The sequence below is a fragment of the Pseudomonas sp. B707 genome (assembly GCF_022496685.1).
In the GTDB taxonomy this organism is placed as follows: Bacteria; Pseudomonadota; Gammaproteobacteria; order Pseudomonadales; family Pseudomonadaceae; genus Aquipseudomonas; species Aquipseudomonas paraglycinae.
Genome location: NZ_WTVE01000035.1, coordinates 343,506 through 366,477, shown reverse-complemented (window position 1 = coordinate 366,477; position 22,972 = coordinate 343,506). Strand labels below are relative to the sequence as shown.

Here is a 22,972-nt window from a genome sequence, read left to right as displayed (position 1 = left end):
TGTCTCCGCTACTACCTATACTTCTGGCATAACACTTGCTCTTGCCTTGCCGTGCGACTGTGAAAACCCGATTAGTGACGGATTATTGGCATGGCGAAGAGCGAAGCTGCAGCAGTAAAAGACCCCGCAACCAAAGGCAAACTCAAGATGATCATTGCGATCGTGCTCGGGTTGCTGCTGGCCATCGGCGCATCTGTGGGGGCGACCTGGTTCTTCATGCACAGTGCCCAGAGCAAGCCTGCGGCGGCGGCCGAAGCGGCTCCGGTCGGCAAGCAACCGGCGATTTTCGAACCGATGGCGCCGGCCTTCGTGGCCAACTACAACCAGAACGGCCGTCAGCGCTACATGCAGGTGAGCATCACCATGCTGGCGCGCAATCAGGCGGATCTGGAAGCGCTCAAAGTGCACATGCCGGTGATCCGCAACAACCTGGTGATGCTCTTCTCCGGTCAGGATTTCGCCACGCTGGCGACCCCGGTCGGTCAAGAGATGTTGCGCCAGAAGGCCACAGCCAGCGTCCAGGAAGTGGCGCAGAAAGAGCTGGGCAAAGTGGTGATCGAACAGTTGCTTTTCACTAATTTCGTACTGCAGTAGGAACACGACATGGCCGTGCAGGATCTGCTGTCCCAGGATGAAATCGACGCGCTGTTGCATGGCGTCGACGATGGTCTGGTACAGACCGATAACGCTGCCGAACCCGGCAGTGTCAAAAGCTACGACCTGACCAGCCAGGATCGCATCGTCCGTGGACGCATGCCGACTCTGGAAATGATCAATGAGCGTTTTGCCCGCTACACCCGCATCAGCATGTTCAACATGCTGCGCCGCTCGGCGGACGTTGCCGTCGGTGGCGTACAGGTGATGAAGTTCGGCGAATACGTGCACTCGCTGTACGTGCCGACCAGCCTCAACCTGGTCAAGATCAAACCCCTGCGCGGCACCGCGCTGTTCATCCTCGACGCCAAACTGGTGTTCAAACTGGTGGACAACTTCTTCGGCGGCGATGGCCGTCACGCCAAGATCGAAGGGCGTGAATTCACCCCGACCGAACTGCGCGTGGTGCGCATGGTGCTGGAGCAGGCGTTCGTCGATTTGAAAGAAGCCTGGCAGGCGATCATGGAAGTCAACTTCGAGTACATCAACTCGGAAGTGAACCCGGCCATGGCCAACATCGTCGGTCCGAGCGAAGCGATCGTGGTTTCCACGTTCCACATCGAACTCGACGGCGGTGGCGGTGATCTGCACGTGACCATGCCGTACTCGATGATCGAGCCGGTGCGCGAAATGCTCGACGCCGGTTTCCAGTCGGACCTCGACGACCAGGACGAGCGCTGGGTCAACGCCCTGCGCCAGGACGTGCTCGACGTCGACGTGCCGATCGGTGCCACCGTGGCTCGCCGCCAGTTGAAACTGCGCGACATCCTGCACATGCAGCCGGGTGACGTGATTCCGGTCGAGATGCCGGAAGACATGATCATGCGCGCCAACGGCGTGCCGGCCTTCAAGGTCAAGATGGGCTCGCACAAAGGCAACCTTGCGTTGCAGGTGATCGAGCCGATCGAGCGCCGCTGAAGCGGCGCCCTCACTCCCTGATTCTTTTACCGGTTTTTTGCCCGCCGAGGACAAATGATGAACGACGATATGAACACCCAGGACGATCAGGCACTGGCCGATGAATGGGCTGCCGCCCTGGAAGAAACCGGTGAAGCCGGGCAGGCCGACATCGACGCGCTGCTGGCCGCCGATGCAGGTGCTTCGAGCTCCAACCGTCTGCCGATGGAAGAGTTCGGCAGCGTGCCGAAGAACAACGACCCGGTGACCCTCGACGGTCCGAACCTGGACGTGATTCTCGACATTCCGGTGTCGATCTCGATGGAAGTGGGCAGCACCGACATCAACATCCGCAACCTGCTGCAACTCAACCAGGGTTCGGTGATCGAGCTCGATCGTCTGGCCGGCGAGCCGCTGGACGTACTGGTCAATGGCACCCTGATCGCTCACGGTGAAGTGGTTGTTGTCAACGAAAAGTTCGGCATCCGTCTGACTGACGTGATCAGCCCGAGCGAACGCATCAAGAAGCTGCGCTGAGTGAAAAAGGTTCTGGGGGCTTTGTTCGGTCTGGCGCTGGCCTTGCCGTTCAGCGTGCTGGCGGCCGAGCCAGTGGCGGCAACAGCGGCCACTGCTGCGCCGGCCGTCAACAGCGGCGTGGCCGGACAGCTGACGCAACTGGTGCTGGGTCTGTTGCTGGTGCTGGGGTTGATCTTCTTCCTCGCCTGGCTGTTGCGCCGGGTGCAGCAGGCAGGTCCCGCCGGCAAGGGCCAGGTGATCGAGCTGATAGGCTCCCGCGCGCTCGGGCCGCGTGACCGTCTGATGCTGGTGCAGGTCGGCAACGAGCAGATTCTGCTCGGTCTCAGCCCCGGAACCATCACTGCGTTGCACGTGCTCAAAGAGCCGGTCGAGGTGCCGAGCACCGCCGACAAAGCGACTCCGGAATTTGCCCAGCATCTGTTGAAGATCCTCGGCAAGGATCAGAAGGATAAGAAGTAATGGGTGCGTTGCGCATCGTCTTGACCCTGGCCTTGATGTTGGCCGCGCCGCTGGCATTCGCCGCCGATCCGTTGTCGATCCCGGCGATCACTCTGGGTACCAACGCCGAGGGCGCGCAGGAGTACTCGGTCAGCCTGCAGATCCTGCTGATCATGACGGCGCTGAGCTTCATTCCGGCCGCCGTCATCCTGATGACCAGTTTCACCCGGATCATCATCGTCTTCTCGATCCTGCGTCAGGCCCTGGGCTTGCAGCAGACACCGTCGAACCAGATCCTCACCGGCATGGCACTGTTCCTGACGCTGTTCATCATGGCACCAGTGTTCGACCGCGTGAACAACGATGCCTTGCAGCCGTACCTCGCGGAAAAGCTGACGGCCCAGCAGGCGGTGGAAAAGGCTCAAGTGCCGATCAAGGACTTCATGCTCGCCCAGACCCGCTCCAGCGATCTGGAGCTGTTCATGCGCCTGTCCAAACGCACCGACATCGCCACTCCGGATGCTGCGCCGCTGACGATTCTGGTGCCGGCCTTCGTGACGTCTGAACTGAAGACCGCGTTCCAGATCGGCTTCATGATCTTCATCCCGTTCCTGATCATCGACCTGGTGGTCGCGAGCGTGCTGATGGCGATGGGTATGATGATGCTGTCGCCGCTGATCATTTCCCTGCCGTTCAAAATCATGCTGTTCGTGCTGGTGGATGGCTGGGCGCTGATCATCGGCACCCTGGCCAGCAGTTTCGGAGGTGTATCGCCATGACGCCAGAAGTAGCGGTCGACATCTTTCGCGAGGCCCTGTGGCTGACCACCATGATGGTGGCGATTCTGGTGGTGCCGAGTCTGTTGGTGGGCCTGCTGGTGTCGATGTTCCAGGCCGCCACCCAGATCAACGAACAGACCCTGAGCTTCCTGCCGCGTCTGCTGGTGATGCTGGTAACGCTGATCGTCGCCGGCCCGTGGCTGGTGCAGACGTTCATGGAATACATCACTCAGCTGTACAAAAACATTCCGATGGTCATCGGCTAAGCCATGCAATCGCTGCTTCAGTTGACCGATACCCAGATCAGTACCTGGGTGGCGTCGTTCATGCTGCCGATGTTTCGCGTCGCCTCGATGTTGATGGTGATGCCGGTCTTCGGAACCACGCTGGTGCCCCGGCGGATCCGTCTGTATTTCGCCTTCGCGATCACCGTGGTGATCACGCCCAACCTGCCGCCGATGCCGGCGGTCAGTCCTCTGGACCTCAGCGGCCTGCTGCTGATCGCCGAGCAGATTCTCGTTGGCGCGGTGCTGGGTTTCTCCTTGCAGTTGTTCTTTCAGGCCTTTGTGGTGGCGGGGCAGATCGTCGCGATCCAGATGGGCATGGGCTTCGCGTCGATGATCGACCCTACCAACGGCGTGTCGGTGGCGGTGATCGGGCAGTTCTTCACGATGCTGGTGACCTTGCTGTTCCTGTCGATGAACGGGCACCTGGTGGTCTTCGAAGTGCTCACCGAAAGCTTCACCACGCTGCCGGTCGGCGGCGGGTTGATGACCACGCATTACTGGGAGCTGGCCGGCAAACTCGGCTGGGTACTGGGTGCCGCGTTGTTGCTGGTGCTGCCGGCGGTCACTGCGCTGCTGGTGGTCAACATCGCCTTTGGCGTGATGACCCGGGCCGCGCCGCAGCTCAACATTTTCTCCATCGGCTTTCCGCTGACCCTGGTGCTCGGCCTGTTCATCGTCTGGGTCGGGTTGGCGGACATTCTCAATCAGTATCAACCGCTGGCTACTGAGGCCCTGCAGTTTTTACGCGAACTGGCAAAGGCGCGCTGAGTCATGGCTGAGAGCGAAAGCGGTCAGGACAAAACAGAAGACCCCACGGAGAAGCGCAAAAAGGACTCCCGGGAAAAGGGTGAGATTGCGCGCTCCAAGGAGCTCAACACCCTGGCGATCATGCTCGCCGGCTCTGCCGCGCTGCTGATTTTTGGCGGGATGCTGGCGCAGGAATTGATGGACCTGATGCGCCAGAACTTCACGCTGTCGCGGGAAGTGATCATGGACGAGCGCTCGATGGCGACGTTCCTGATGAGTTCCGGATTGCAGGCGTTGCTGGCGATTCAGCCGATCATGATTACCCTGTTGCTGGCCGCTTTCCTCGGGCCGATCGCGCTGGGCGGCTGGCTGTTCGCCGCCGGTTCGCTGGCACCCAAGTTCAGCCGGATGAACCCGGCGGCGGGCCTCAAGCGGATGTTCTCGATGAAGGCCGTGGTCGAGCTGCTCAAGGCGCTGGCCAAGTTCCTCATCACGCTGGGTGTGGCGCTGGTGGTGCTCAATGCGGACATCGACGATCTGCTGCGCATCGCCCACGAGCCGCTGGACCGGGCGATCATTCACAGCTTGCAACTGGTGGGCTGGAGCTCTCTGTGGCTGGCCTGCGGGTTGATCATCATCGCCGCCGTCGACGTGCCCGTGCAGATCTGGGAGAGCATCAAGAAGCTCAAGATGACCAAGCAGGAAGTGCGCGACGAGCACAAGGACCAGGAAGGTCGGCCAGAGGTCAAGCAGCGCATTCGCCAGGTTCAGCGCGAGATGTCGCAACGGCGGATGATGGCGGCGATTCCGGATGCCGACGTGGTCATCACCAACCCGACCCACTACGCCGTGGCGCTCAAGTACGACGCCGAGAAGGGCGGGGCGCCGATGCTGCTGGCCAAGGGCAGCGACTTCCTGGCGCTGAAGATTCGCGAAATTGCCGTGGCCAACAACGTCATGCTCCTCGAATCGCCAGCGCTGGCGCGTTCGATCTATTACTCCACGGAGCTGGAAGAAGAAATCCCCGGCGGCCTGTACCTGGCGGTCGCTCAGGTTTTGGCTTACGTCTACCAGATCCGCCAGCACCGCGCGGGCAAGGGCAAGTTCCCGGAACCGCTCAAGGACGACCTGCCGATCCCGCCGGATTTGCGGCGCGATTCCTGATGGTGATGAAGCAAAAAAAACCGCCATCCGGTTAAATCCGGTGGCGGTTTTTTTATGCCTGATGACCTGTGTTGCCTGCTCGCGAAGGCGTCAGCCGCCACTGCACATCTCTAAAGCCTTTACACGGAAGTCTGCGACTGCGGTATTTCCAGATTATCCAGCACCCGATTCACTGCCAGTTCCCCGAGCATGATCAGTTGCGCAATACCCACCAATGTCCTGCGCTGGGAGGCGGGCATGAGGTGGGTGAAGTCATTGACGATGGTTCTGGCGGAAGCCAGCGTTTCGCAGGCATCGGCCAGCAGCTCTTCGTTTTTGAAGTCCGCGGTGACGGCGTACATTCTGCGGGTCTTGCGCGGTGGTGGCGTGGAGCCGGGCGGGCAGAGATAGTGGTCGAGGGCGCGGTCGGCGGCTTCGTGAAGCTTTCTGGAATCGGCGGATTCGTAGGGCGAGGCGGGATCGGTTTCGGGTGGATTGGGTGTTGGTTTGATCATGGTGAAGCTCCTGAGTTATGGAGCCACTCTCGCCTGTCGCTAAACAAGTGAAGGTGGCAGCTGTACGCAGGTTAGCGAACCGGTCTCAGGCACCCCGGTAGACCCAAAGGTCTCCCGCATACAGCCGCCATAACGTAATTGCGGACGAAGAGTCCCACAACGAAGCCATGAACGCTGATGCGCTGAGAAAGTTCGAGTCGCTAAACCCGATCGCTGATTCGTCAGCGACCGATCCACAATAGAACCCGACCCCACAGCGCACAAGCCGGCGGATTCTGGCGTAGCCGTAGGCAACGACGCAAGGATTCGTAGCCTGTAAGGCGTGTCTGAAGGTGTCTTTTAAACACCTGAGTTTAAAAGGCGCTTTTTGCTGAACTCTTGCGAAGGAAACATCCCGCCCAGCAGAAAAACCACGCCCAAACCCCTCTGTTTCAATCATCGGCAAAAGTTGGAAGGCTTCTTGCAGTAGCCGCCGTGCGCCTGCTTCGGGCGTCAAAAGTTTGCTTTAAAGGAACGGGGAAAACCGGTGGATCGCTCTCAGTTATTCAACACTGCTCGCTCGAATGTTGCCGACCTCAGTCGAGGCAATCTGGGTGTGCCGCTGTTGCTGCTGGTCATGCTGGCGATGATGATGTTGCCGGTGCCGCCGTTCCTGCTCGACGTGTTCTTCACCTTCAACATTGCCCTGTCGATCGTCGTGCTGCTGGTCTGCGTATACGCCTTGCGGCCGCTGGATTTCGCGGTGTTCCCGACCATCCTGCTGGTGGCGACGCTGTTGCGACTGGCGCTGAACGTGGCGTCGACGCGGGTGGTGATGCTCCACGGTCAGGACGGCCACGCCGCCGCCGGTAAGGTGATCCAGGCCTTCGGTGAGGTGGTGATCGGCGGTAACTACGTGGTCGGTATCGTGGTCTTCGCGATCCTGATGATCATCAACTTCGTCGTGGTGACCAAGGGTGCCGGCCGGATCTCCGAGGTGAGCGCGCGTTTTACCCTCGACGCGATGCCCGGCAAGCAAATGGCGATCGACGCCGACCTCAACGCCGGTCTGATCGACCAGGCCCAGGCCAAGGCCCGTCGTCAGGAAGTGGCCCAAGAGGCCGAGTTCTACGGTTCGATGGACGGTGCCAGCAAGTTCGTACGCGGTGACGCCATCGCCGGTCTGCTGATTCTGTTCATCAACCTGATCGGCGGTATGGCCGTCGGTATCTTCCAGCACAACATGACGTTCGCTGACGCGGGCAAGGTTTACGCCTTGCTGACCATCGGTGACGGTTTAGTGGCGCAATTGCCATCACTGTTGTTATCTACAGCTGCAGCGATCATGGTGACCCGTGCTTCCGGTTCGGAAGACATGGGCAAGCAGATCAATCGCCAGATGTTCGCCTCGCCGAAAGCGCTGGCGGTGGCTGCCGGTCTGATGGCGGTCATGGGCCTGGTGCCGGGCATGCCGCACTTCTCGTTCCTGACCATGGCTGCGCTGGCTGCCGGTGGCGCTTACCTGTTCTGGAAGAAGCAGAACGTGGCCAAGGTCATCGCGCTGGAAGAGGTCAAGCGTCAACAGGAACTGCTGCCGTCGCCAGCCCGCGCCATGGAAACCAAGGAGCTGGGCTGGGACGACGTGACCCCGATCGACATGATCGGCCTGGAAGTCGGCTACCGTCTGATTCCGTTGGTGGACCGCAACCAGGGCGGGCAATTGCTGGCGCGGATCAAGGGCGTGCGCAAGAAACTCTCGCAGGATCTGGGCTTCCTGATGCCGACCGTGCACATCCGCGACAACCTCGACCTGGCGCCGAGCGCCTATCGCCTGACCCTGATGGGCGTGATCCTGGCCGAGGCCGAGATCTACCCGGATCGCGAACTGGCGATCAACCCGGGGCAGGTCTACGGCACGCTCAACGGCATTACCGCCAAAGATCCGGCTTTCGGCCTGGAGGCGGTGTGGATCGAGGTCAGCCAGCGTGCCCAGGCGCAATCGCTCGGTTACACCGTGGTCGATGCCAGCACCGTGGTTGCGACCCACTTGAACCAGATTCTGTACAAGCACTCCAGCGAGCTGATCGGCCACGAAGAAGTGCAGCAATTGATGCAATTGCTGGCCAAGAGCTCGCCGAAACTGGCCGAAGAGCTGGTGCCGGGCGTGGTCACGCTGTCGCAACTGCTCAAGGTGTTGCAGGCGTTGCTGGCCGAGCACGTGCCGGTGCGCGATATCCGCAGCATTGCCGAAGCCATCGCCAACAATGCCGCCAAGAGTCAAGATACCGCCGCTTTGGTGGCCGCTGTGCGGGTCGGCGTATCCCGCGCCATCGTCCAAAGCATTGTAGGGACTGAGTCGGAGCTGCCAGTTATCACGCTGGAGCCAAGGTTGGAACAAATATTGCTCAATAGTCTGCAGAAGGCAGGACAAGGCTCGGAAGAGGGCGTTCTGCTGGAGCCGAGCATGGCCGAGAAGCTGCAGCGTTCGCTGATCGAAGCGGCGCAGCGCCAGGAAATGCAAGGTCAGCCGGTGATCCTGTTGGTAGCAGGCCCGGTACGCGCGATGCTCTCGCGCTTTGGTCGCCTGGCAGTTCCCGGACTGCATGTGCTGGCCTACCAGGAAATTCCGGACAACAAGCAAGTGACCATCGTTGCGACAGTAGGGCCCAACGGCTGAGGTAGTGGTTTATGCAAGTTAAGCGTTTTTTCGCCGCCGATATGCGTCAGGCCATGAAGCTGGTTCGTGATGAGCTGGGCGCTGATGCCGCCATCATTGGCAACCGCCGCATCGCCGGCGGCGTCGAGCTGACGGCGGCGCTCGATTACAAACTGTCGGCGCTGGCCCCGCGTGTTCCGAACATGGAACTCGAGGATGAGCTGCGCAAGACCCAGTCGCGCATCGTTACCGCCCAGGCCGAACTGAGCCTGCGTGGCGAAGCCGACGGCAACACCAATCGCCAGCTGTTCGCCGGGCTGCCGTTGACGGCCGGCCTGCCACTGACCGCTGCCGAGCCGCTGACCGAACCGACCTACGAAGCTCCGGCCCGTCCGGCACCAGCGCCTGCACCGGTTTCCGCTGGCGTCGACCCGCGTGCTCTGGACTCGATGCGTTTCGAACTCAACAGCCTGCGCGAGCTGATGGAAGTGCAACTCGGCACCCTGGCCTGGAACCAACTGCAAGGCAGCCGTCCGGCCCAAGCCAATCTGTACCGTCGTCTGCAACGCATCGGTCTGTCCGGCCCGCTGTCCCGGGATCTGCTGTCGATGATCACCGAGATCGACGAACCGCGTCAGGCCTGGCGCATGCTGCTGGCGCACCTGGCGCGGATGATTGCCGTGCCGGAAGTCGAGCCGCTGGAAGAAGGTGGGGTGATTGCGATGGTCGGCCCGGCCGGCATGGGCAAGACCACCACCCTGGCCAAACTGGCCGCCCGCTACGTGCTCAAGTACGGCGCGCAGAACATCGCGCTGGTGAGCATGGACAGTTTCCGTATCGGCGCGCAGGAGCAGCTCAAGACTCTGGGTCGCATCCTCAATGTGTCGGTGACTCACGTCGATCCGGGCCAGTCCCTGGTGCAGGCGCTGGATCCACTGCTGCGCAAACGCGTGGTGCTGATCGATACCGCCGGCCTGCAAGCCAGCGATCCGGCCCTGCGCATGCAGCTGGAAAGTCTGGCCGGTCGTGGCATTCGCTCAAAAAATTATCTGGTCCTGGCAACCACCAGCCAGAAACAGGTTCTAACCGCCGCTTATCACAGTTACAAGCGTTGCGGGCTGGCCGGCTGCATCCTGACTAAACTGGATGAGACGGCCAGCCTTGGCGAAGTGCTGAGCCTGGCGATCAGTCACGAACTGCCGGTCGCCTACCTGACCGATGGGCCGCGTATTCCGGATGATCTGCATCTGCCGCGCCGTCATCAACTGGTCAGCCGCGCCGTCAGTGTGCAAATGCAGGAAGAACCCAGCGAAGAAGCCATGGCTGACATGTTCGCTGATATCTACCACAGTCCGACCAAGCAGGTTGGCTGAGGTAATGAACCGTTTTTGTACCTACATCGATGGTCTGCCATGCATTGTTCCGGTTGTGAACGCGCAGCCAGTAATGTGGCCTCCGTCTATGCAAGACAAGGTAAAGAAATAACATGGGCAGCATGCATCCCGTACAGGTGATCGCGGTGACCGGCGGCAAAGGTGGCGTCGGCAAGACTAATGTGTCAGTGAACTTGTCCTTGGCGCTGGCAGAGCTTGGCCGTCGGGTCATGCTGCTGGACGCCGACCTGGGGCTGGCGAACGTCGACGTTCTGCTGGGCCTCACACCCAAACGCACCCTGGCCGACGTGATCGAAGGCCGCTGCGAGCTGCGCGACGTGCTGTTGCAAGGCCCCGGCGGAATCCGCATCGTGCCGGCCGCTTCCGGCACCCAGAGCATGGTTCACCTGAGCCCGGCCCAGCATGCCGGCCTGATTCAGGCGTTCAGCGACATCGGCGACAACCTCGACGTACTGGTGATCGACACCGCTGCGGGTATTGGTGACTCGGTAGTCAGTTTTGTTCGCGCTGCGCAAGAAGTGTTGCTGGTGGTCTGTGACGAGCCGACCTCGATCACCGACGCCTACGCGCTGATCAAACTGCTGAACCGCGATTACGGCATGAACCGCTTCCGCGTCCTGGCCAACATGGCCCAGAGCCCGCAGGAAGGTCGCAATCTGTTCGCCAAGTTGACCAAGGTCACGGATCGCTTCCTCGACGTCGCCCTACAATACGTCGGCGCGGTGCCCTACGACGAAAGCGTGCGCAAGGCGGTGCAGAAGCAGCGTGCGGTCTATGAAGCCTTCCCGCGTTCCAAGTGCGCACTGGCGTTCAAGGCGATCGCACAGAAGGTCGACACCTGGCCGCTGCCCGCCAACCCGCGCGGCCACCTCGAATTTTTCGTCGAGCGCCTCGTGCAGCAAACGGCAGGACCTGTGCTATGACCGCCAGCGGTATGAATTTCTACAAGAAGTCGGCGCGTGACGCGCAGTACGAGCTGATCGAGCGTTACGCGCCACTGGTCAAACGCATCGCCTACCACTTGCTGGCGCGATTGCCGGCCAGTGTGCAGGTCGAAGACCTGATCCAGGCCGGGATGATCGGCCTGCTCGAAGTCTCGACCAAATACGACGCCAGCAAGGGCGCCAGTTTTGAAACGTACGCGGGCATCCGGATCCGTGGTGCGATGCTCGATGAAGTCCGAAAAGGGGATTGGGCACCGCGCTCGGTTCACCGCAATACCCGTATGGTCAGCGACGCGATTCGCTCGATTGAAGCTAAAACCGGCCGTGACGCTAAAGATCACGAAGTTGCGGCCGAACTCCAATTGAGTCTCGACGATTACTACGGGATTTTGAACGACACCCTGGGCAGCCGGCTGTTCAGTTTCGACGACCTGTTGCAGGACGGCGAACACGAAGGGCTGCACGAGGATGGCGCCAGTGCTCATCTGGAGCCGTCGCGCGATCTGGAAGACGAACGTTTCCAGGCCGCGCTGGCGGACGCGATTGCCAATTTGCCGGAGCGTGAGCGACTGGTGTTGGCGCTGTACTACGACGAAGAGCTGAACCTCAAGGAGATCGGTGAAGTCCTTGGCGTCAGTGAATCGCGGGTCAGCCAGTTACACAGCCAGTGCGCGGCCCGCTTGCGGGGGCGTTTGGGGGAGTGGCGAGCGCGCTGAAGGCAGTGTGGGGACACTGCGAACGAGGCTGGTGCGGTGGTGAACGGCACCGGTCTCGATCTGTTGTGCTCCAGACAGTCATCGAGTGTTTTGCCGGATTGATTGAAATGGCGCGTCCAGGTGCTGGGCGCGTTTAAGACTGCTTGGAGGTCGAATTGAACAAAGACATGAAAATCCTCATCGTTGATGACTTCTCAACGATGCGGCGGATCATCAAGAACCTGTTGCGTGATCTGGGGTTCACCAATACCGTTGAAGCCGACGATGGCACCACTGCCATTCCGGTGCTCAACAGCGGCAGCATCGACTTTCTGGTAACGGACTGGAACATGCCCGGCATGACCGGTATCGACCTGCTGCGCCACGTGCGTGCCGATGAAAAGCTCAAGCACCTGCCAGTGCTGATGGTGACCGCTGAAGCCAAGCGCGAGCAGATCATCGAAGCGGCCCAGGCCGGCGTTAACGGCTACGTGGTCAAACCTTTCACGGCCCAGGCGTTGAAAGAAAAAATCGAGAAGATTTTCGAACGCATCGGCTGATGAACGCGCGGGGGAGCTATGGAGCATAACGAATCTTCACAGGGCGATTTTGAGTCGACCCTGAAAAAACACGCGGTCGAACTGGTCGAGAGCCTTGAAAAAGGCAAGTTCGGCGACGCTGTGCAACTGATCCATGAGCTCAATCAGACCCGTGACCGTGGCCTGTACCAGGAAGTGGGCAAGCTCACGCGTGAACTGCACAGTGCGATCGTCAATTTCCAGATCGATCCGCACATGCCACAGGCTGAGGAAGTGTCGCAAATCACCGACGCTACCGAGCGCCTGGGCTACGTGGTCAAACTGACCGAAGCTGCCGCCAACCGCACCATGGATCTGGTGGAAAGCGCGACCCCTGTGGTCAATGGCCTGGCTGACGAAGCCCAGGCCTTGAGCGCCGATTGGAGCCGCTTCATGCGCCGTGAGGTCGGGGCTGAAGAGTTCCGTGAACTGGCGCGCCGGGTCGACGGTTTTCTGGCACGCAGCAGCGCGGACAACCGCGCGGTGTCGAGCAATCTGAACGACATTCTGCTCGCCCAGGATTACCAGGACCTCACCGGTCAGGTGATCAAGCGCGTGACCCAATTGGTCACCGAAGTCGAAAGCAACCTGCTCAAGCTCGTGCTCATGGCCAGCCAGGTGGACCGCTTTGCGGGCATCGAACATGACCGTGCGGCGATGCTTGCTGAAAAAGATCCACAAAAACATCTCTCGCAGGGTGAAGGTCCGCAGATTCATGCCGATAAACGAGAAGACGTTGTGTCCGGTCAGGACGATGTGGACGATTTGCTATCCAGCCTTGGATTTTGAGTTTTTTTGGGTTTTTAGACCTGTAGGAGCACCCCATTAATGAGCTTCGGCGCCGATGAAGAGATCCTTCAGGATTTCCTGGTTGAGGCCGGCGAGATTCTTGAGCAACTGTCCGAACAACTGGTCGAGCTGGAAAGCCGCCCGGATGACGCAGATCTGCTCAACGCAATTTTTCGCGGTTTCCACACTGTAAAAGGGGGCGCCGGCTTCCTTCAGCTCAACGAGCTGGTGGAGTGCTGTCACATCGCCGAAAACGTGTTCGACATCCTGCGCAAGGGTGAACGACGCGTCGATGCAGAACTGATGGACGTGGTGCTCGAAGCGCTGGACGCGGTGAACAGCATGTTCAGCGAAGTCCGCGATCGCAGCCCGATCACCGCCGCCACCCCGGAACTGCTGGCCGCCCTGGCGCGTCTGGCCGAACCGCAATCGGCGGATGAAGCCCCGGCTTCGCCGGTTGCCGAGATGATCGAAGAACTGGTCGTCGAAGGCGATTCGGGCGACATCACCGATAACGAATTTGAACAGTTGCTGGACTCGCTGAACGCCGTCAAGGCCGAAGCCGAAGCCCCGGCGGCTGCCGCTGCACCTGCTTCCACCGAAGCGGCCAGCGATGAAATCACCGACGCCGAGTTCGAGTCGCTGCTCGACCAGTTGCATGGCAAAGGCCAGTTCGCGGCCGACGCCGTAGCTCCGGCGGCCGCTGCACCTGCTGCTCCGGCAGCGGGCGACAGCTCGGACATCACCGACGACGAATTCGAGGCCTTGCTCGATCAGTTGCACGGCAAGGGCAACTTTGCTGTCGATGCACTGGAGTCGGCTATTGCTTCGGTTCCTGCAACGGCTGCTCCGGCAGCGGCTGCGGCCGGTAGCGATCTGATCAGCGATCACGAGTTCGAATCGCTGCTCGACGATCTGCATGGCAAAGGCAAGTTCACTGACGTCGCCACCGGTGCTGTCGTGACTGCCGGCAGTTCTTCTGCTGTTGCAACGCCTGCTGCGAAGGCCCCGGCCGCTGCGGCAAAACCTGCTGCAAAAGCGCCGGAGCCGAAAGCCGAACCGGCCAAGCCAGCCGCCGCTGCTGCACCGGCTCCGGCCCGTGCACCGGCGACGCCGCCACCGGAAAAACCGGCGAGCGAAGCCGAGACCACCGTGCGTGTGGACACCGCACGTCTCGACGAAATCATGAACATGGTCGGCGAGCTGGTACTGGTGCGTAACCGTCTGGTGCGCCTGGGCCTGAACAGCGGCGACGAGTCGATGCAGAAGGCCGTGTCGAACCTCGACGTGGTTACCGCCGACTTGCAGACCGCGGTCATGAAGACCCGGATGCAGCCGATCAAGAAAGTCTTCGGCCGCTTCCCGCGTCTGGTTCGCGACCTGGCACGCCAGCTCAAGAAAGAGATCAACCTGGAACTGGTGGGCGAAGAGACCGACCTCGACAAGAACCTCGTCGAGGCACTGGCCGACCCGCTGGTCCACTTGGTGCGCAACGCGGTCGACCACGGCATCGAGTCGCCGGAAGAACGCGAAGCCTCGGGCAAGGCCCGTGGCGGCAAGGTGATCCTGGCGGCCGAGCAGGAAGGCGACCACATCCTGCTGTCGATCTCCGACGACGGCAAAGGCATGGACCCGAACGTCCTGCGCGCCATCGCCGTGAAACGCGGTGTGATGGACAAGGATGCCGCCGATCGCCTGAGCGACACCGAGTGCTACAACCTGATTTTCGCCCCGGGTTTCTCGACCAAGACCGAGATCTCCGACGTGTCCGGCCGCGGTGTCGGCATGGACGTGGTGAAGACCAAGATTTCCCAGCTCAACGGTTCGATCAACATCTACTCGACCAAGGGCCAGGGCTCGAAGATCGTCATCAAGGTGCCGCTGACGCTGGCGATCATGCCGACCCTGATGGTGATGCTCGGCAACCAGGCGTTCGCGTTCCCGCTGGTGAACGTCAACGAAATCTTCCACCTCGACCTGTCGACCACCAACGTGGTGGACGGCCAGGAAGTGGTGATCGTGCGGGACAAGGCGCTGCCATTGTTCTACCTCAAGCGCTGGCTGGTCAGCTCCGCCGCTCACGAAGAGCAGCGCGAAGGCCATGTGGTGATCCTTTCGGTGGGCACCCAGCGGATCGGCTTCGTCGTCGATCAACTGGTCGGCCAGGAAGAAGTGGTCATCAAGCCATTGGGCAAGATGCTCCAGGGAACTCCGGGCATGTCCGGCGCCACCATCACCGGTGACGGCCGCATTGCACTGATTCTCGATGTTCCGAGCATGCTCAAGCGTTACGCCGCACGGCGTATTTGAATCCGGGGCGGCGGGGCGACAACGTCCCGCCGCACCTAATGGAGTGATTATGGCAGTCAAAGTCCTGGTGGTGGACGATTCGGGTTTTTTCCGCCGCCGCGTCTCGGAAATTCTTTCAGCGGATCCGAGCATCCAGGTTGTCGGCACGGCAACCAACGGTAAAGAGGCGATCGATCAGGCCCTGGCCCTCAAGCCGGACGTGATCACCATGGACTACGAGATGCCGATGATGGATGGCATCACGGCCGTGCGGCACATCATGCAGCGCTGCCCGACCCCGGTGTTGATGTTCTCCTCGCTGACGCACGAAGGCGCCCGGGTCACCCTGGATGCGCTGGATGCCGGCGCGGTGGATTTCCTGCCGAAGAATTTCGAAGACATCTCCCGCAATCCGGAGAAGGTCAAGCAACTGCTGTGCGAGAAGGTTCACAGCATCTCGCGCAGCAACCGTCGTTTCAGTGCCTACAGTGCGCCGGCGCCTGCTGCGGCACCTGCACCTGCGCCGACTCCGGCAGCGGCGCCGTCGAGCTTTGGCAGCCACAGCGTTCCGGCCCGTCCGGCACCTGCGCCTGCACCGACTCGCGCGCCAGCGGCCAGCGCTTCGTCGCCGGCCCCGAAACGCAAAAACTACAAGCTTGTGGCGATTGGTACATCGACCGGCGGCCCGGTAGCGCTGCAACGGGTTCTGACCCAGTTGCCGGCCAACTTCCCGGCACCGATCGTGCTGATCCAGCACATGCCGGCAGCCTTCACCAAGGCCTTCGCCGAACGTCTGGACAAGCTGTGCCGCATCAGCGTCAAGGAAGCCGAGGATGGCGACATCCTGCGTCCGGGCCTGGCGCTGCTGGCGCCGGGTGGCAAGCAGATGATGATCGATGGCCGTGGCGCGGTGAAAATCCTGCCGGGCGACGAGCGTCTGAACTACAAGCCGTGCGTGGACATCACCTTCGGTTCTGCAGCCAAATCCTACAGTGACAAAGTTCTGGCGGTGGTACTGACCGGCATGGGCGCCGACGGCCGTGAAGGCGCACGCCTGCTCAAGCAGGGTGGCAGCACGGTCTGGGCTCAGGACGAAGCCAGTTGCGTGATCTACGGCATGCCGATGGCCATCGTCAAAGCTGACCTCGCCGACGCGGTGTACAGCCTGGACGATATCGGCAAGCACATCGTCGAGGCATGCGTCTGATGGATGTTCTAAGCCTTATCGGGATCATCATGGCGTTCGTCGCCATCATCGGCGGCAACTACCTGGAAGGTGGTCACCTCGGCGCGCTGGCCAACGGCCCGGCGGCGCTGATCGTGCTCGGTGGCACCGTCGGTGCCGCGCTGCTGCAATCGCCGATGAGCGCGTTCAAGCGCGCCATGCAGATTCTGGCCTGGATCTTTTTTCCGCCGCGTGTGGACCTGGCCGGCGGCATCGACCGCGTGGTCAACTGGAGCCTCACCGCGCGCAAGGAAGGCCTGCTGGGTCTGGAAGGCGTGGCGGATGCCGAGCCTGATGCCTATTCGCGCAAGGGCCTGCAACTGCTGGTCGACGGCGCCGAGCCGGAAGCGATCCGCAGCATCCTCGAAGTGGATTTCTACACTCAGGAAGCTCGCGACGTCGAAGCGGCCAAAGTGTTTGAAAGCATGGGCGGCTACGCGCCGACCATCGGCATCATCGGTGCGGTGATGGGCCTGATCCACGTGATGGGCAACCTGGCCGATCCGTCGCAACTGGGCAACGGTATTGCGGTCGCGTTCGTCGCTACCATCTACGGTGTAGCCAGTGCCAACCTGATCCTGTTGCCGGTGGCCGCCAAGCTCAAGTCAATCGCGTTGCGACAGTCGCGTTATCGCGAAATGTTGTTGGAAGGGATCTTGTCGATCGCTGAAGGTGAAAACCCACGCTCCATCGAGTTGAAGCTTCAGGGCTTCATGGATTAAGGGACTAACCTCATGGCACGTCGTCGCCAGCATGAAGAGCACGTAAACCATGAACGTTGGCTGGTTTCCTACGCCGACTTCATCACCTTGCTCTTTGCCTTTTTCGTGGTGATGTACTCCATCTCGTCGATCAACGAAGGCAAGTACAAGATCATCTCCGAAGCGCTGATCGGGGTCTTCACCGACTCCGACCGCGCGCTCAAGCCGATCCCGATCGGTGAAGAACGACCGAAGACCGTGACCCCGGCCAAGCCGCTGGTCAAGGACGCCGAACAGGTCGACGCCGGCATCGCCGGGGCCAGCGATCCGCTGAAAAGCATCGCCGATGACATCAGCGCCGCGTTCGGCGACCTGATCTCCTCGAACCAGATGACCGTGCGCGGCAACGAGCTGTGGGTCGAGATCGAACTCAACTCCAGCCTGTTGTTCGGCAGCGGTGATGCGATGCCCAGCGATATCGCGTTCAACATCATCGACAAGGTCGCAGCGATTCTCAAACCGTTCGACAACCCGATCCACGTCGAAGGCTTCACCGACGATCAACCGATCCGCACGGCGCAGTACCCGACCAACTGGGAACTGTCCTCGGCGCGTTCGGCGAGCATCGTGCGCATGCTGGCGATGCAGGGTGTCAACCCTGGCCGCATGGCGTCGGTGGGCTACGGCGAATTCCAGCCGGTGGCCAACAACGCCACCGCCGAAGGCCGGGCGAAGAACCGTCGTGTGGTGCTGGTGGTGTCGCGCAATCTTGATGTGCGCCGCAGCCTGACCGGCACCGGAACCGCCCATGCGCAACCGGATGCCGCGTTGAAGCGTGCTGGCACACAAACTGCACCGACCCCGGTCAAGACGCCGGGACGCGAGAGTGCCGTCAATTCTCCGTCGCCCGCATTAATACGCTGAACCATGTCTCGGCCGAGTATACCGGCCGGGAGGAACGATCTGAATGAGAGTCTGGGCAGTCGCCAATCAAAAGGGTGGTGTTGGTAAAACCACTTCTTCCATCGCTTTAGCCGGTTTGCTGGCAGAGGCGGGCAAGCGCGTGGTCGTGGTCGATCTCGACCCGCACGGCTCGATGACCAGCTATTTCGGTTACGACCCCGACAGCCTGGAACACAGCAACTACGACCTGTTTCTGCACAAGGGCAGCGTGCCGCAAGGCCTGCCGGGCCAGCTGCTGCTGTCGACCAGCGATGAACGCATTTCCCTGTTGCCGTCGAGCACCGCGCTGGCCACCCTCGAGCGCCAGTCGCCGGGGCAGAGTGGCCTGGGTCTGGTGATCGCCAAGAGTCTGGCGCAGCTGTGGCAGGACTTCGATTACGCGATCATCGACAGCCCGCCGTTGCTCGGCGTGTTGATGGTCAACGCCCTGGCCGCGAGCCAGCAACTGGTGATCCCGGTGCAGACCGAGCACCTGGCCGTCAAAGGCCTGGAGCGTATGGTCAATACCCTGGCGATGATCAACCGCTCGCGCAAACAGGCGCTGCCGTTCAGCATCGTGCCGACCCTGTTCGACCGCCGCACTCAGGCGTCGATGGGCACCTTGCGCGTGCTGCGTGACAAATTCCCCGACGAGATATGGCAGGGTTACATCCCGGTCGATACCCGTCTGCGCGACGCCAGTCGTGCCGGTGTCACCCCTTCGCAGTTCGACGGCAAGAGCCGTGGCGTGCTGGCTTACCGCGCGCTGCTCAAGCATCTGCTGGCGCAGCAACTCGTTCCGCAGGTGGCTTGAGCATGAATCGGCCGATCAAGCTGACGTCGAAGCCGCAACTGGCGCTGCAGTCCTATCTGGACGGCTTGCTGCAGGAAGTGCCGGACGAGGTCGAGCAGCAAATCGCAGCCCCGGTCGAGGTGGTCGAGACCGCCGCGGCGCTCGATGAATTCCAGGCCGCCGTGCTTGAAGAGCAGGCCCGGGATGCGCAAAAAGCCGCCCGGCCGATCGCCCCCGTTGCAGCGCCTGCCGCTGTGGTAGCGAAGGCGCCTGCGACGTTGATCAAAGAGCCTGAGCCGGTGCGCGTGGTATCGACCCTGGCGCCGCTGCTGCAAACCCAGCTTCTGCAAACGCCTCCGGCTCCCGTAGTCCCAGAGCCAGAATCTGAAGCACCTGCGCCAGCCCCGGTCGAACCAACCCTGGTTGCGCCGCTGGTGGAAGTGCATCTGCCGCCCAGCAACACGCCGCCACCGGTAGAAACCGACGGTCGTCCAGCCTGGGCTTCGGAAGCGTTCGAATGCCTGCTGTTCGACGTCGCCGGGTTGACCCTGGCCGTGCCGCTGGTGTGCCTGGGCTCGATCTATTCGCTGGCCGGCCATGAGCTGACGCCGCTGTTCGGTCAGCCGGAATGGTTCCTCGGGATTCTGCCGAGCCAGGCCGGCAACCTGAAGGTGCTGGACACCGCACGCTGGGTCATGCCGGATCGCTACCGCGATGATTTCCGTCAGGGCCTGCAATACGTGATTTCGGTGCAGGGTTACGAGTGGGGCCTGGCGGTGCATCAGGTCAGTCGCTCGTTGCGTCTGGACCCGAATGAAATCAAATGGAGAAGTCACCGGGGTCAGCGGCCATGGCTTGCCGGCACGGTGATTGAACACATGTGCGCCTTGCTCGATGTTTCCGCACTGGCCGAGTTGATCGCCAGCGGTGGGGCAAAGCACATGTCCGGCAGTAAGCCGAACCACAAACCGACATAAAGACAGTACCGGCATTCAAATGCCGGCGAACGAAACACACACCGCCAGGCGCGGTTTTTCGAGGGGCTAGGGTATGAACGACAAGGCTACGGCGGCAAAGGGTTCCGAAGATCCGATCCTGCAATGGGTGACCTTCAAGCTGGACAACGAAACCTACGGCATCAACGTGATGCGCGTTCAGGAAGTCCTGCGCTACACCGAGATCGCTCCGGTTCCGGGTGCGCCAAGCTACGTGCTGGGCATCATCAACCTGCGCGGCAACGTGGTGACCGTGATCGATACCCGTCAGCGCTTCGGCCTGATGAGCGGTGAGATCAGCGACAACACCCGTATCGTCATCATCGAAGCCGACAAGCAAGTGGTTGGCATCATGGTCGACAGCGTGGCCGAAGTGGTTTACCTGCGTCAGTCGGAAATCGAAACCGCACCGAACGTCGGTAACGAAGAGTCGGCCAAGTTCATCCAGGGCGTGTGCAACAAGAACAACGAGTTGCTGATCCTGGTCGAGCTGGACAAGATGATGAGCGAAGAAGAATGGTCGGAACTGGAGAACATCTGATTGATTCTCGAGGTAGCGGTCATTGTCCTGTTCCTGTTCTGGGCAGGCACGCTGGCGATGTTTCTGGCGTACATCAAGGCGCAGCGGGTGATCGCTGCGCAACAGGCCCAGGGCGATGCGCTGCGTGATCAGCGCATCAAGGACCTGGCCAAGCGTGTCGACGATTACCAGAACGGCAACGTGCGCATGGGCGAAGCCCTGCACGAGCTGCGCTCGGTCGTCGGTCCGATCCCGGACAAACTCGCCCAGCTCGAGCAGCGTGATCCATCCAGCCTGTCATTCGCCCAGGCGGCGAAACTGGTGGGGATGGGCGCGAGTGTCGATGAGCTGACCCAGTCCTGCGGGTTGACCCAGGCTGAGGCGGAGTTGATGCGCAAGCTGCACAGAAGCAGCTAAAAGCCTCAGGTGGGAACGAAAAAACGCAGTCATCGATGACTGCGTTTTTTTTGCCTTCAGTAATCGTCGCCGCGTTCGGTGACGTCTTTCTCGACCATCGGTGCATCCGGGTTGTGTCCCGCCGGGAACTTGCCCTTGAGGTTCCAGGCGAACGCGATGATCTCGGCGATCGTGCGGTACAGCTCTTCGGGGATGCTGTCGCCCAGTTCCATCCGCGCCAGCAACTTCACCAGTTCGGCGTTTTCGTAGATCGGCACTTCACAGTCGCGGGCGATCCGCAGGATTTCTTCGGCCAGTTCTTCGTCGCCCTTGGCGGTGAGGGTCGGGGCGTGGCTGCCGTCGTATTTGAGGGCGATGGCCTGGCGTGGAGCGGTGGTGTCATTCATGCGGTTTCGTCGACCCAGCGGTGTTCGAGGCGGGTTTGGATGCCTTGCGGCGGGGTGCCGAGGTGGCAGTCGATGTCGCCGACGTTCAGCCCGGAATCCAGCAGGCGCTGGCGCAGTGCAGTCAGATTGCTTTCGATCAGGCTCGCGGTGTACGGCCGCTCGGCCCATAGCTGACTGGACAGGCTGCCGCTGATCAATTGCGCCTGAATCTGCATCGGCCCCAGCGGTTCCATGTCGAACGCCAGATCGACGCGCCACAGTTGTTGTTTCGGCTCGCGCTCATCGCGGCGCTGCTCGTTCGCTTCCTGTTTCTCCGGTGCTTCTTCGCGCTGGAACTTGACCTGCAACGGCACGATGTCCTGCAGGTTGCGCATCGGGATTTCCAGTTGCCAGGTGCTGAGCAGACGACCGTCATCGGTGACGCCGGTCTGTTCCAGACTCGACAGCTGATGACTTTGCAAGCGCGACACGGCGGCTGCGGCGAGGCGCAGTAAATGTTCCAGATCGCCTTCACCTTCCAGACTTTGCAGCAGCCGGTCGGGCAGCGGAAAACTGCTCGGCACCGGCTTCGCACTGACCTGACCGAGCATGCCCAGGGCGTTGCGCACAAAGCTCGGCAGCGCCTGGGCCAACGTGTTGGCGGCGATGATCGCATTCAGGTTGGTATTGCCGGGCAGGCCGGGTGTGAGCTGGGCGATCAGCTTGAGCAGATCGGCTTTCATGTCCGGGGCCAGCGTCGGGTTCTGTCCGGTCAGCAGTTTGGTTTCGAGGAACACGCCGCTGTTGGCCAGCGCCTGGGCCAGACCTTTTGGGGTGCTCAGTTGCTGCACGTCCGGCAGGTTGGCGAGCAGTTTGTCCACGGCGGCACGCAAATCCTGGGAGGTCTGGTCGGTGGCGGGGGGCAGGCTCTGGAGCATTTTCAGCAAGCCGTCGAGCGAGCCCTGACGGCTTTGCTGACTGACCAGTTGCTGGCTGACCGCCAGTTGTTCCTGGCGATTGCTCAGCGGCAGGAACTTCAGGGTTTGCGAGTCCTGCACCAGCGCCGACAGCAAGGTGCCGATACGCAACGGTTGCGGGCTGTCGATGCTCAGGGTGGTGCCGCTCAACGCGGTGTTGAGCAGGCTGACCATCGAGCGATACACCGTCGGTTGCCCCGGCACCTGCGGCAAGACCTGAGCCGTCAGCACCTTGCCTTGTAGCAGCGTGCCGACCGGCAGTTGCGCGGTGTCGATGCGGGTGAGGGTGGCGACGCTGCTGGCGATGGCCTGTTGCACGGTGATCGCCAGATTGCCCGCCGACGGCTGGGTGATCGCCAGGCTGGTGCCCTGAGGCAGCGGCAGATTGCTGGTCGCCTGCACGGTGGTCTGACGGCCGCTGTCCAGCGTCACCTTGAGCAGCAACTGAAAGGTCTGATCCGCCTGCTTGAGCGACAACACCTCGGCCTTGGCGCTCTGGCCGGCGGCAATCAGCCCGTCGACCGGCGTCAGCAACTTCAGCAGCTCACCCACCTGCGGGCGAACGGTCGCCGGGGTGGTGGGCGGGAGCGGGAGGATGTTCATTTCGCCTGTCATACGCGGACACAACCTGAGGAAAATGCACTCTGGAGAGAGGATGGCGACATGTATAATGCCGCCCGTCGTTCCAGGAGTGGCGAAAACATTGCAATTGTTTG

Annotated in this window: 25 protein-coding genes; 22 read left to right on the top strand and 3 right to left on the bottom strand. The window is 61.3% G+C overall.

Annotation, left to right across the window (positions count from 1 at the left end; translation table 11 throughout):
• Positions 1-90 precede the first annotated feature (90 nt).
• The 8 genes from fliL to flhB are packed head-to-tail and all read left to right on the top strand — an operon-like array spanning position 91 to position 5,503.
• A complete protein-coding gene (gene fliL, locus GQX66_RS26865; RefSeq protein WP_221533337.1) occupies positions 91-594 on the top strand; it encodes a flagellar basal body-associated protein FliL in 504 nt (167 codons plus the stop codon).
• A 9-nt stretch (positions 595-603) separates the two neighbouring features.
• A complete protein-coding gene (gene fliM, locus GQX66_RS26860) occupies positions 604-1,572 on the top strand; it encodes a flagellar motor switch protein FliM (protein WP_003222890.1) in 969 nt (322 codons plus the stop codon).
• Between the two features lie 54 nt (positions 1,573-1,626).
• A complete protein-coding gene (fliN, locus tag GQX66_RS26855) occupies positions 1,627-2,088 on the top strand; it encodes a flagellar motor switch protein FliN (RefSeq protein WP_162831786.1) in 462 nt (153 codons plus the stop codon).
• The gene (gene fliO, locus GQX66_RS26850; RefSeq protein ID WP_085747106.1) at positions 2,089-2,547 is read left to right on the top strand and encodes a flagellar biosynthetic protein FliO; all 459 of its coding nucleotides are present in this window, start codon (positions 2,089-2,091) and stop codon (positions 2,545-2,547) included. It abuts the gene before it with no gap.
• The gene (fliP, locus tag GQX66_RS26845) at positions 2,547-3,305 is read left to right on the top strand and encodes a flagellar type III secretion system pore protein FliP (protein WP_039765605.1); all 759 of its coding nucleotides are present in this window, start codon (positions 2,547-2,549) and stop codon (positions 3,303-3,305) included. Before fliO ends, fliP begins: the two co-directional genes overlap by 1 nt.
• Positions 3,302-3,571, top strand: a complete 270-nt coding sequence (gene fliQ, locus GQX66_RS26840) for a flagellar biosynthesis protein FliQ (RefSeq protein WP_007951951.1) — start codon at positions 3,302-3,304, stop codon at positions 3,569-3,571. Before fliP ends, fliQ begins: the two co-directional genes overlap by 4 nt.
• A gap of 3 nt (positions 3,572-3,574) precedes the next feature.
• Entirely contained in the window at positions 3,575-4,360 is a 786-nt protein-coding gene (gene fliR, locus GQX66_RS26835; protein WP_102717471.1) for a flagellar biosynthetic protein FliR, read from the top strand.
• A gap of 3 nt (positions 4,361-4,363) precedes the next feature.
• Positions 4,364-5,503: a flagellar biosynthesis protein FlhB gene (gene flhB / locus GQX66_RS26830; RefSeq protein WP_134022263.1), complete on the top strand. Its 1,140-nt coding sequence runs from the start codon at positions 4,364-4,366 to the stop codon at positions 5,501-5,503.
• Between the two features lie 119 nt (positions 5,504-5,622).
• On the opposite strand, the gene GQX66_RS26825 is transcribed toward flhB, so the two are convergent.
• Positions 5,623-5,997: a DUF6124 family protein gene (locus GQX66_RS26825; RefSeq protein ID WP_240872032.1), complete on the bottom strand. Its 375-nt coding sequence runs from the start codon at positions 5,995-5,997 to the stop codon at positions 5,623-5,625.
• Positions 5,998-6,523: 526 nt separating this feature from the next.
• Here GQX66_RS26825 and flhA point away from each other — a divergent pair.
• The 14 genes from flhA to GQX66_RS26755 all read left to right on the top strand — a co-directional run bounded on the left by flhA (position 6,524) and on the right by GQX66_RS26755 (position 20,914).
• A complete protein-coding gene (flhA, locus tag GQX66_RS26820) occupies positions 6,524-8,653 on the top strand; it encodes a flagellar biosynthesis protein FlhA (RefSeq protein ID WP_085747103.1) in 2,130 nt (709 codons plus the stop codon).
• 11 nt (positions 8,654-8,664) lie between these two features.
• A complete protein-coding gene (flhF, locus tag GQX66_RS26815; protein ID WP_085605801.1) occupies positions 8,665-10,005 on the top strand; it encodes a flagellar biosynthesis protein FlhF in 1,341 nt (446 codons plus the stop codon).
• A gap of 113 nt (positions 10,006-10,118) precedes the next feature.
• Positions 10,119-10,949, top strand: a complete 831-nt coding sequence (gene fleN / locus GQX66_RS26810; RefSeq protein ID WP_003222917.1) for a flagellar synthesis regulator FleN — start codon at positions 10,119-10,121, stop codon at positions 10,947-10,949.
• A complete protein-coding gene (gene fliA, locus GQX66_RS26805) occupies positions 10,946-11,686 on the top strand; it encodes an RNA polymerase sigma factor FliA (RefSeq protein WP_011333070.1) in 741 nt (246 codons plus the stop codon). The genes fleN and fliA overlap by 4 nt, the downstream gene beginning before the upstream one ends.
• Before the next feature lie 167 nt (positions 11,687-11,853).
• Positions 11,854-12,225, top strand: a complete 372-nt coding sequence (locus GQX66_RS26800) for a chemotaxis response regulator CheY (protein ID WP_003183998.1) — start codon at positions 11,854-11,856, stop codon at positions 12,223-12,225.
• Between the two features lie 18 nt (positions 12,226-12,243).
• Positions 12,244-13,032: a protein phosphatase CheZ gene (locus tag GQX66_RS26795; protein WP_085605803.1), complete on the top strand. Its 789-nt coding sequence runs from the start codon at positions 12,244-12,246 to the stop codon at positions 13,030-13,032.
• 39 nt (positions 13,033-13,071) lie between these two features.
• Complete coding sequence (locus GQX66_RS26790) at positions 13,072-15,342, top strand: chemotaxis protein CheA (protein ID WP_240872031.1); 2,271 nt, start codon at positions 13,072-13,074, stop codon at positions 15,340-15,342.
• A gap of 49 nt (positions 15,343-15,391) precedes the next feature.
• Complete coding sequence (locus GQX66_RS26785) at positions 15,392-16,528, top strand: chemotaxis response regulator protein-glutamate methylesterase (protein WP_240872030.1); 1,137 nt, start codon at positions 15,392-15,394, stop codon at positions 16,526-16,528.
• Positions 16,528-17,268, top strand: a complete 741-nt coding sequence (locus GQX66_RS26780) for a flagellar motor protein (protein ID WP_064600715.1) — start codon at positions 16,528-16,530, stop codon at positions 17,266-17,268. Before GQX66_RS26785 ends, GQX66_RS26780 begins: the two co-directional genes overlap by 1 nt.
• A 12-nt stretch (positions 17,269-17,280) precedes the next feature.
• Positions 17,281-18,171 carry a flagellar motor protein MotD gene (motD, locus tag GQX66_RS26775; RefSeq protein WP_007959218.1) on the top strand — a complete coding sequence of 297 codons (891 nt, stop codon included), beginning with the start codon at positions 17,281-17,283 and terminating at the stop codon, positions 18,169-18,171.
• Between the two features lie 43 nt (positions 18,172-18,214).
• A complete protein-coding gene (locus GQX66_RS26770; protein WP_007959220.1) occupies positions 18,215-19,003 on the top strand; it encodes a ParA family protein in 789 nt (262 codons plus the stop codon).
• A gap of 2 nt (positions 19,004-19,005) precedes the next feature.
• The gene (locus GQX66_RS26765) at positions 19,006-19,959 is read left to right on the top strand and encodes a CheW domain-containing protein (protein WP_085747098.1); all 954 of its coding nucleotides are present in this window, start codon (positions 19,006-19,008) and stop codon (positions 19,957-19,959) included.
• Between the two features lie 73 nt (positions 19,960-20,032).
• On the top strand, positions 20,033-20,518 hold the full coding sequence (locus GQX66_RS26760) for a chemotaxis protein CheW (protein ID WP_007959223.1): 486 nt from the start codon (positions 20,033-20,035) through the stop codon (positions 20,516-20,518).
• Positions 20,519-20,914: a DUF2802 domain-containing protein gene (locus tag GQX66_RS26755; protein WP_007959226.1), complete on the top strand. Its 396-nt coding sequence runs from the start codon at positions 20,519-20,521 to the stop codon at positions 20,912-20,914.
• A gap of 56 nt (positions 20,915-20,970) precedes the next feature.
• Here GQX66_RS26755 and GQX66_RS26750 read toward each other — a convergent pair whose 3' ends face one another.
• Both GQX66_RS26750 and GQX66_RS26745 read right to left on the bottom strand, forming a co-directional pair.
• A complete protein-coding gene (locus GQX66_RS26750) occupies positions 20,971-21,300 on the bottom strand; it encodes an EscU/YscU/HrcU family type III secretion system export apparatus switch protein (RefSeq protein WP_007959228.1) in 330 nt (109 codons plus the stop codon).
• Positions 21,297-22,871 (bottom strand): flagellar hook-length control protein FliK, encoded by a 1,575-nt coding sequence (locus GQX66_RS26745; protein ID WP_085747096.1) that lies wholly within the window; start codon positions 22,869-22,871, stop codon positions 21,297-21,299. The genes GQX66_RS26750 and GQX66_RS26745 overlap by 4 nt, the downstream gene beginning before the upstream one ends.
• Positions 22,872-22,972: the final 101 nt, after the last annotated feature.

What these genes read in the sequence shown, in the direction of transcription:
- GQX66_RS26780 (WP_064600715.1), top strand. Translation starts at nt 16,528, where the DNA reads ATGGATGTTCTAAGCCTTATCGGGATCATCATGGCGTTCGTCGCCATC.
- GQX66_RS26795 (WP_085605803.1), top strand. Translation starts at nt 12,244, where the DNA reads ATGGAGCATAACGAATCTTCACAGGGCGATTTTGAGTCGACCCTGAAA.
- GQX66_RS26760 (WP_007959223.1), top strand. Translation starts at nt 20,033, where the DNA reads ATGAACGACAAGGCTACGGCGGCAAAGGGTTCCGAAGATCCGATCCTG.
- fliL (WP_221533337.1), top strand. Translation starts at nt 91, where the DNA reads ATGGCGAAGAGCGAAGCTGCAGCAGTAAAAGACCCCGCAACCAAAGGC.
- fleN (WP_003222917.1), top strand. Translation starts at nt 10,119, where the DNA reads ATGGGCAGCATGCATCCCGTACAGGTGATCGCGGTGACCGGCGGCAAA.
- GQX66_RS26825 (WP_240872032.1), bottom strand. Translation starts at nt 5,997, where the DNA reads ATGATCAAACCAACACCCAATCCACCCGAAACCGATCCCGCCTCGCCC.
- flhB (WP_134022263.1), top strand. Translation starts at nt 4,364, where the DNA reads ATGGCTGAGAGCGAAAGCGGTCAGGACAAAACAGAAGACCCCACGGAG.
- flhF (WP_085605801.1), top strand. Translation starts at nt 8,665, where the DNA reads ATGCAAGTTAAGCGTTTTTTCGCCGCCGATATGCGTCAGGCCATGAAG.
- fliR (WP_102717471.1), top strand. Translation starts at nt 3,575, where the DNA reads ATGCAATCGCTGCTTCAGTTGACCGATACCCAGATCAGTACCTGGGTG.
- GQX66_RS26745 (WP_085747096.1), bottom strand. Translation starts at nt 22,871, where the DNA reads ATGACAGGCGAAATGAACATCCTCCCGCTCCCGCCCACCACCCCGGCG.
- fliM (WP_003222890.1), top strand. Translation starts at nt 604, where the DNA reads ATGGCCGTGCAGGATCTGCTGTCCCAGGATGAAATCGACGCGCTGTTG.
- GQX66_RS26765 (WP_085747098.1), top strand. Translation starts at nt 19,006, where the DNA reads ATGAATCGGCCGATCAAGCTGACGTCGAAGCCGCAACTGGCGCTGCAG.
- fliQ (WP_007951951.1), top strand. Translation starts at nt 3,302, where the DNA reads ATGACGCCAGAAGTAGCGGTCGACATCTTTCGCGAGGCCCTGTGGCTG.
- fliN (WP_162831786.1), top strand. Translation starts at nt 1,627, where the DNA reads ATGATGAACGACGATATGAACACCCAGGACGATCAGGCACTGGCCGAT.
- motD (WP_007959218.1), top strand. Translation starts at nt 17,281, where the DNA reads ATGGCACGTCGTCGCCAGCATGAAGAGCACGTAAACCATGAACGTTGG.
- GQX66_RS26785 (WP_240872030.1), top strand. Translation starts at nt 15,392, where the DNA reads ATGGCAGTCAAAGTCCTGGTGGTGGACGATTCGGGTTTTTTCCGCCGC.
- GQX66_RS26800 (WP_003183998.1), top strand. Translation starts at nt 11,854, where the DNA reads ATGAAAATCCTCATCGTTGATGACTTCTCAACGATGCGGCGGATCATC.
- GQX66_RS26790 (WP_240872031.1), top strand. Translation starts at nt 13,072, where the DNA reads ATGAGCTTCGGCGCCGATGAAGAGATCCTTCAGGATTTCCTGGTTGAG.
- fliA (WP_011333070.1), top strand. Translation starts at nt 10,946, where the DNA reads ATGACCGCCAGCGGTATGAATTTCTACAAGAAGTCGGCGCGTGACGCG.
- fliP (WP_039765605.1), top strand. Translation starts at nt 2,547, where the DNA reads ATGGGTGCGTTGCGCATCGTCTTGACCCTGGCCTTGATGTTGGCCGCG.
- GQX66_RS26770 (WP_007959220.1), top strand. Translation starts at nt 18,215, where the DNA reads ATGAGAGTCTGGGCAGTCGCCAATCAAAAGGGTGGTGTTGGTAAAACC.
- GQX66_RS26750 (WP_007959228.1), bottom strand. Translation starts at nt 21,300, where the DNA reads ATGAATGACACCACCGCTCCACGCCAGGCCATCGCCCTCAAATACGAC.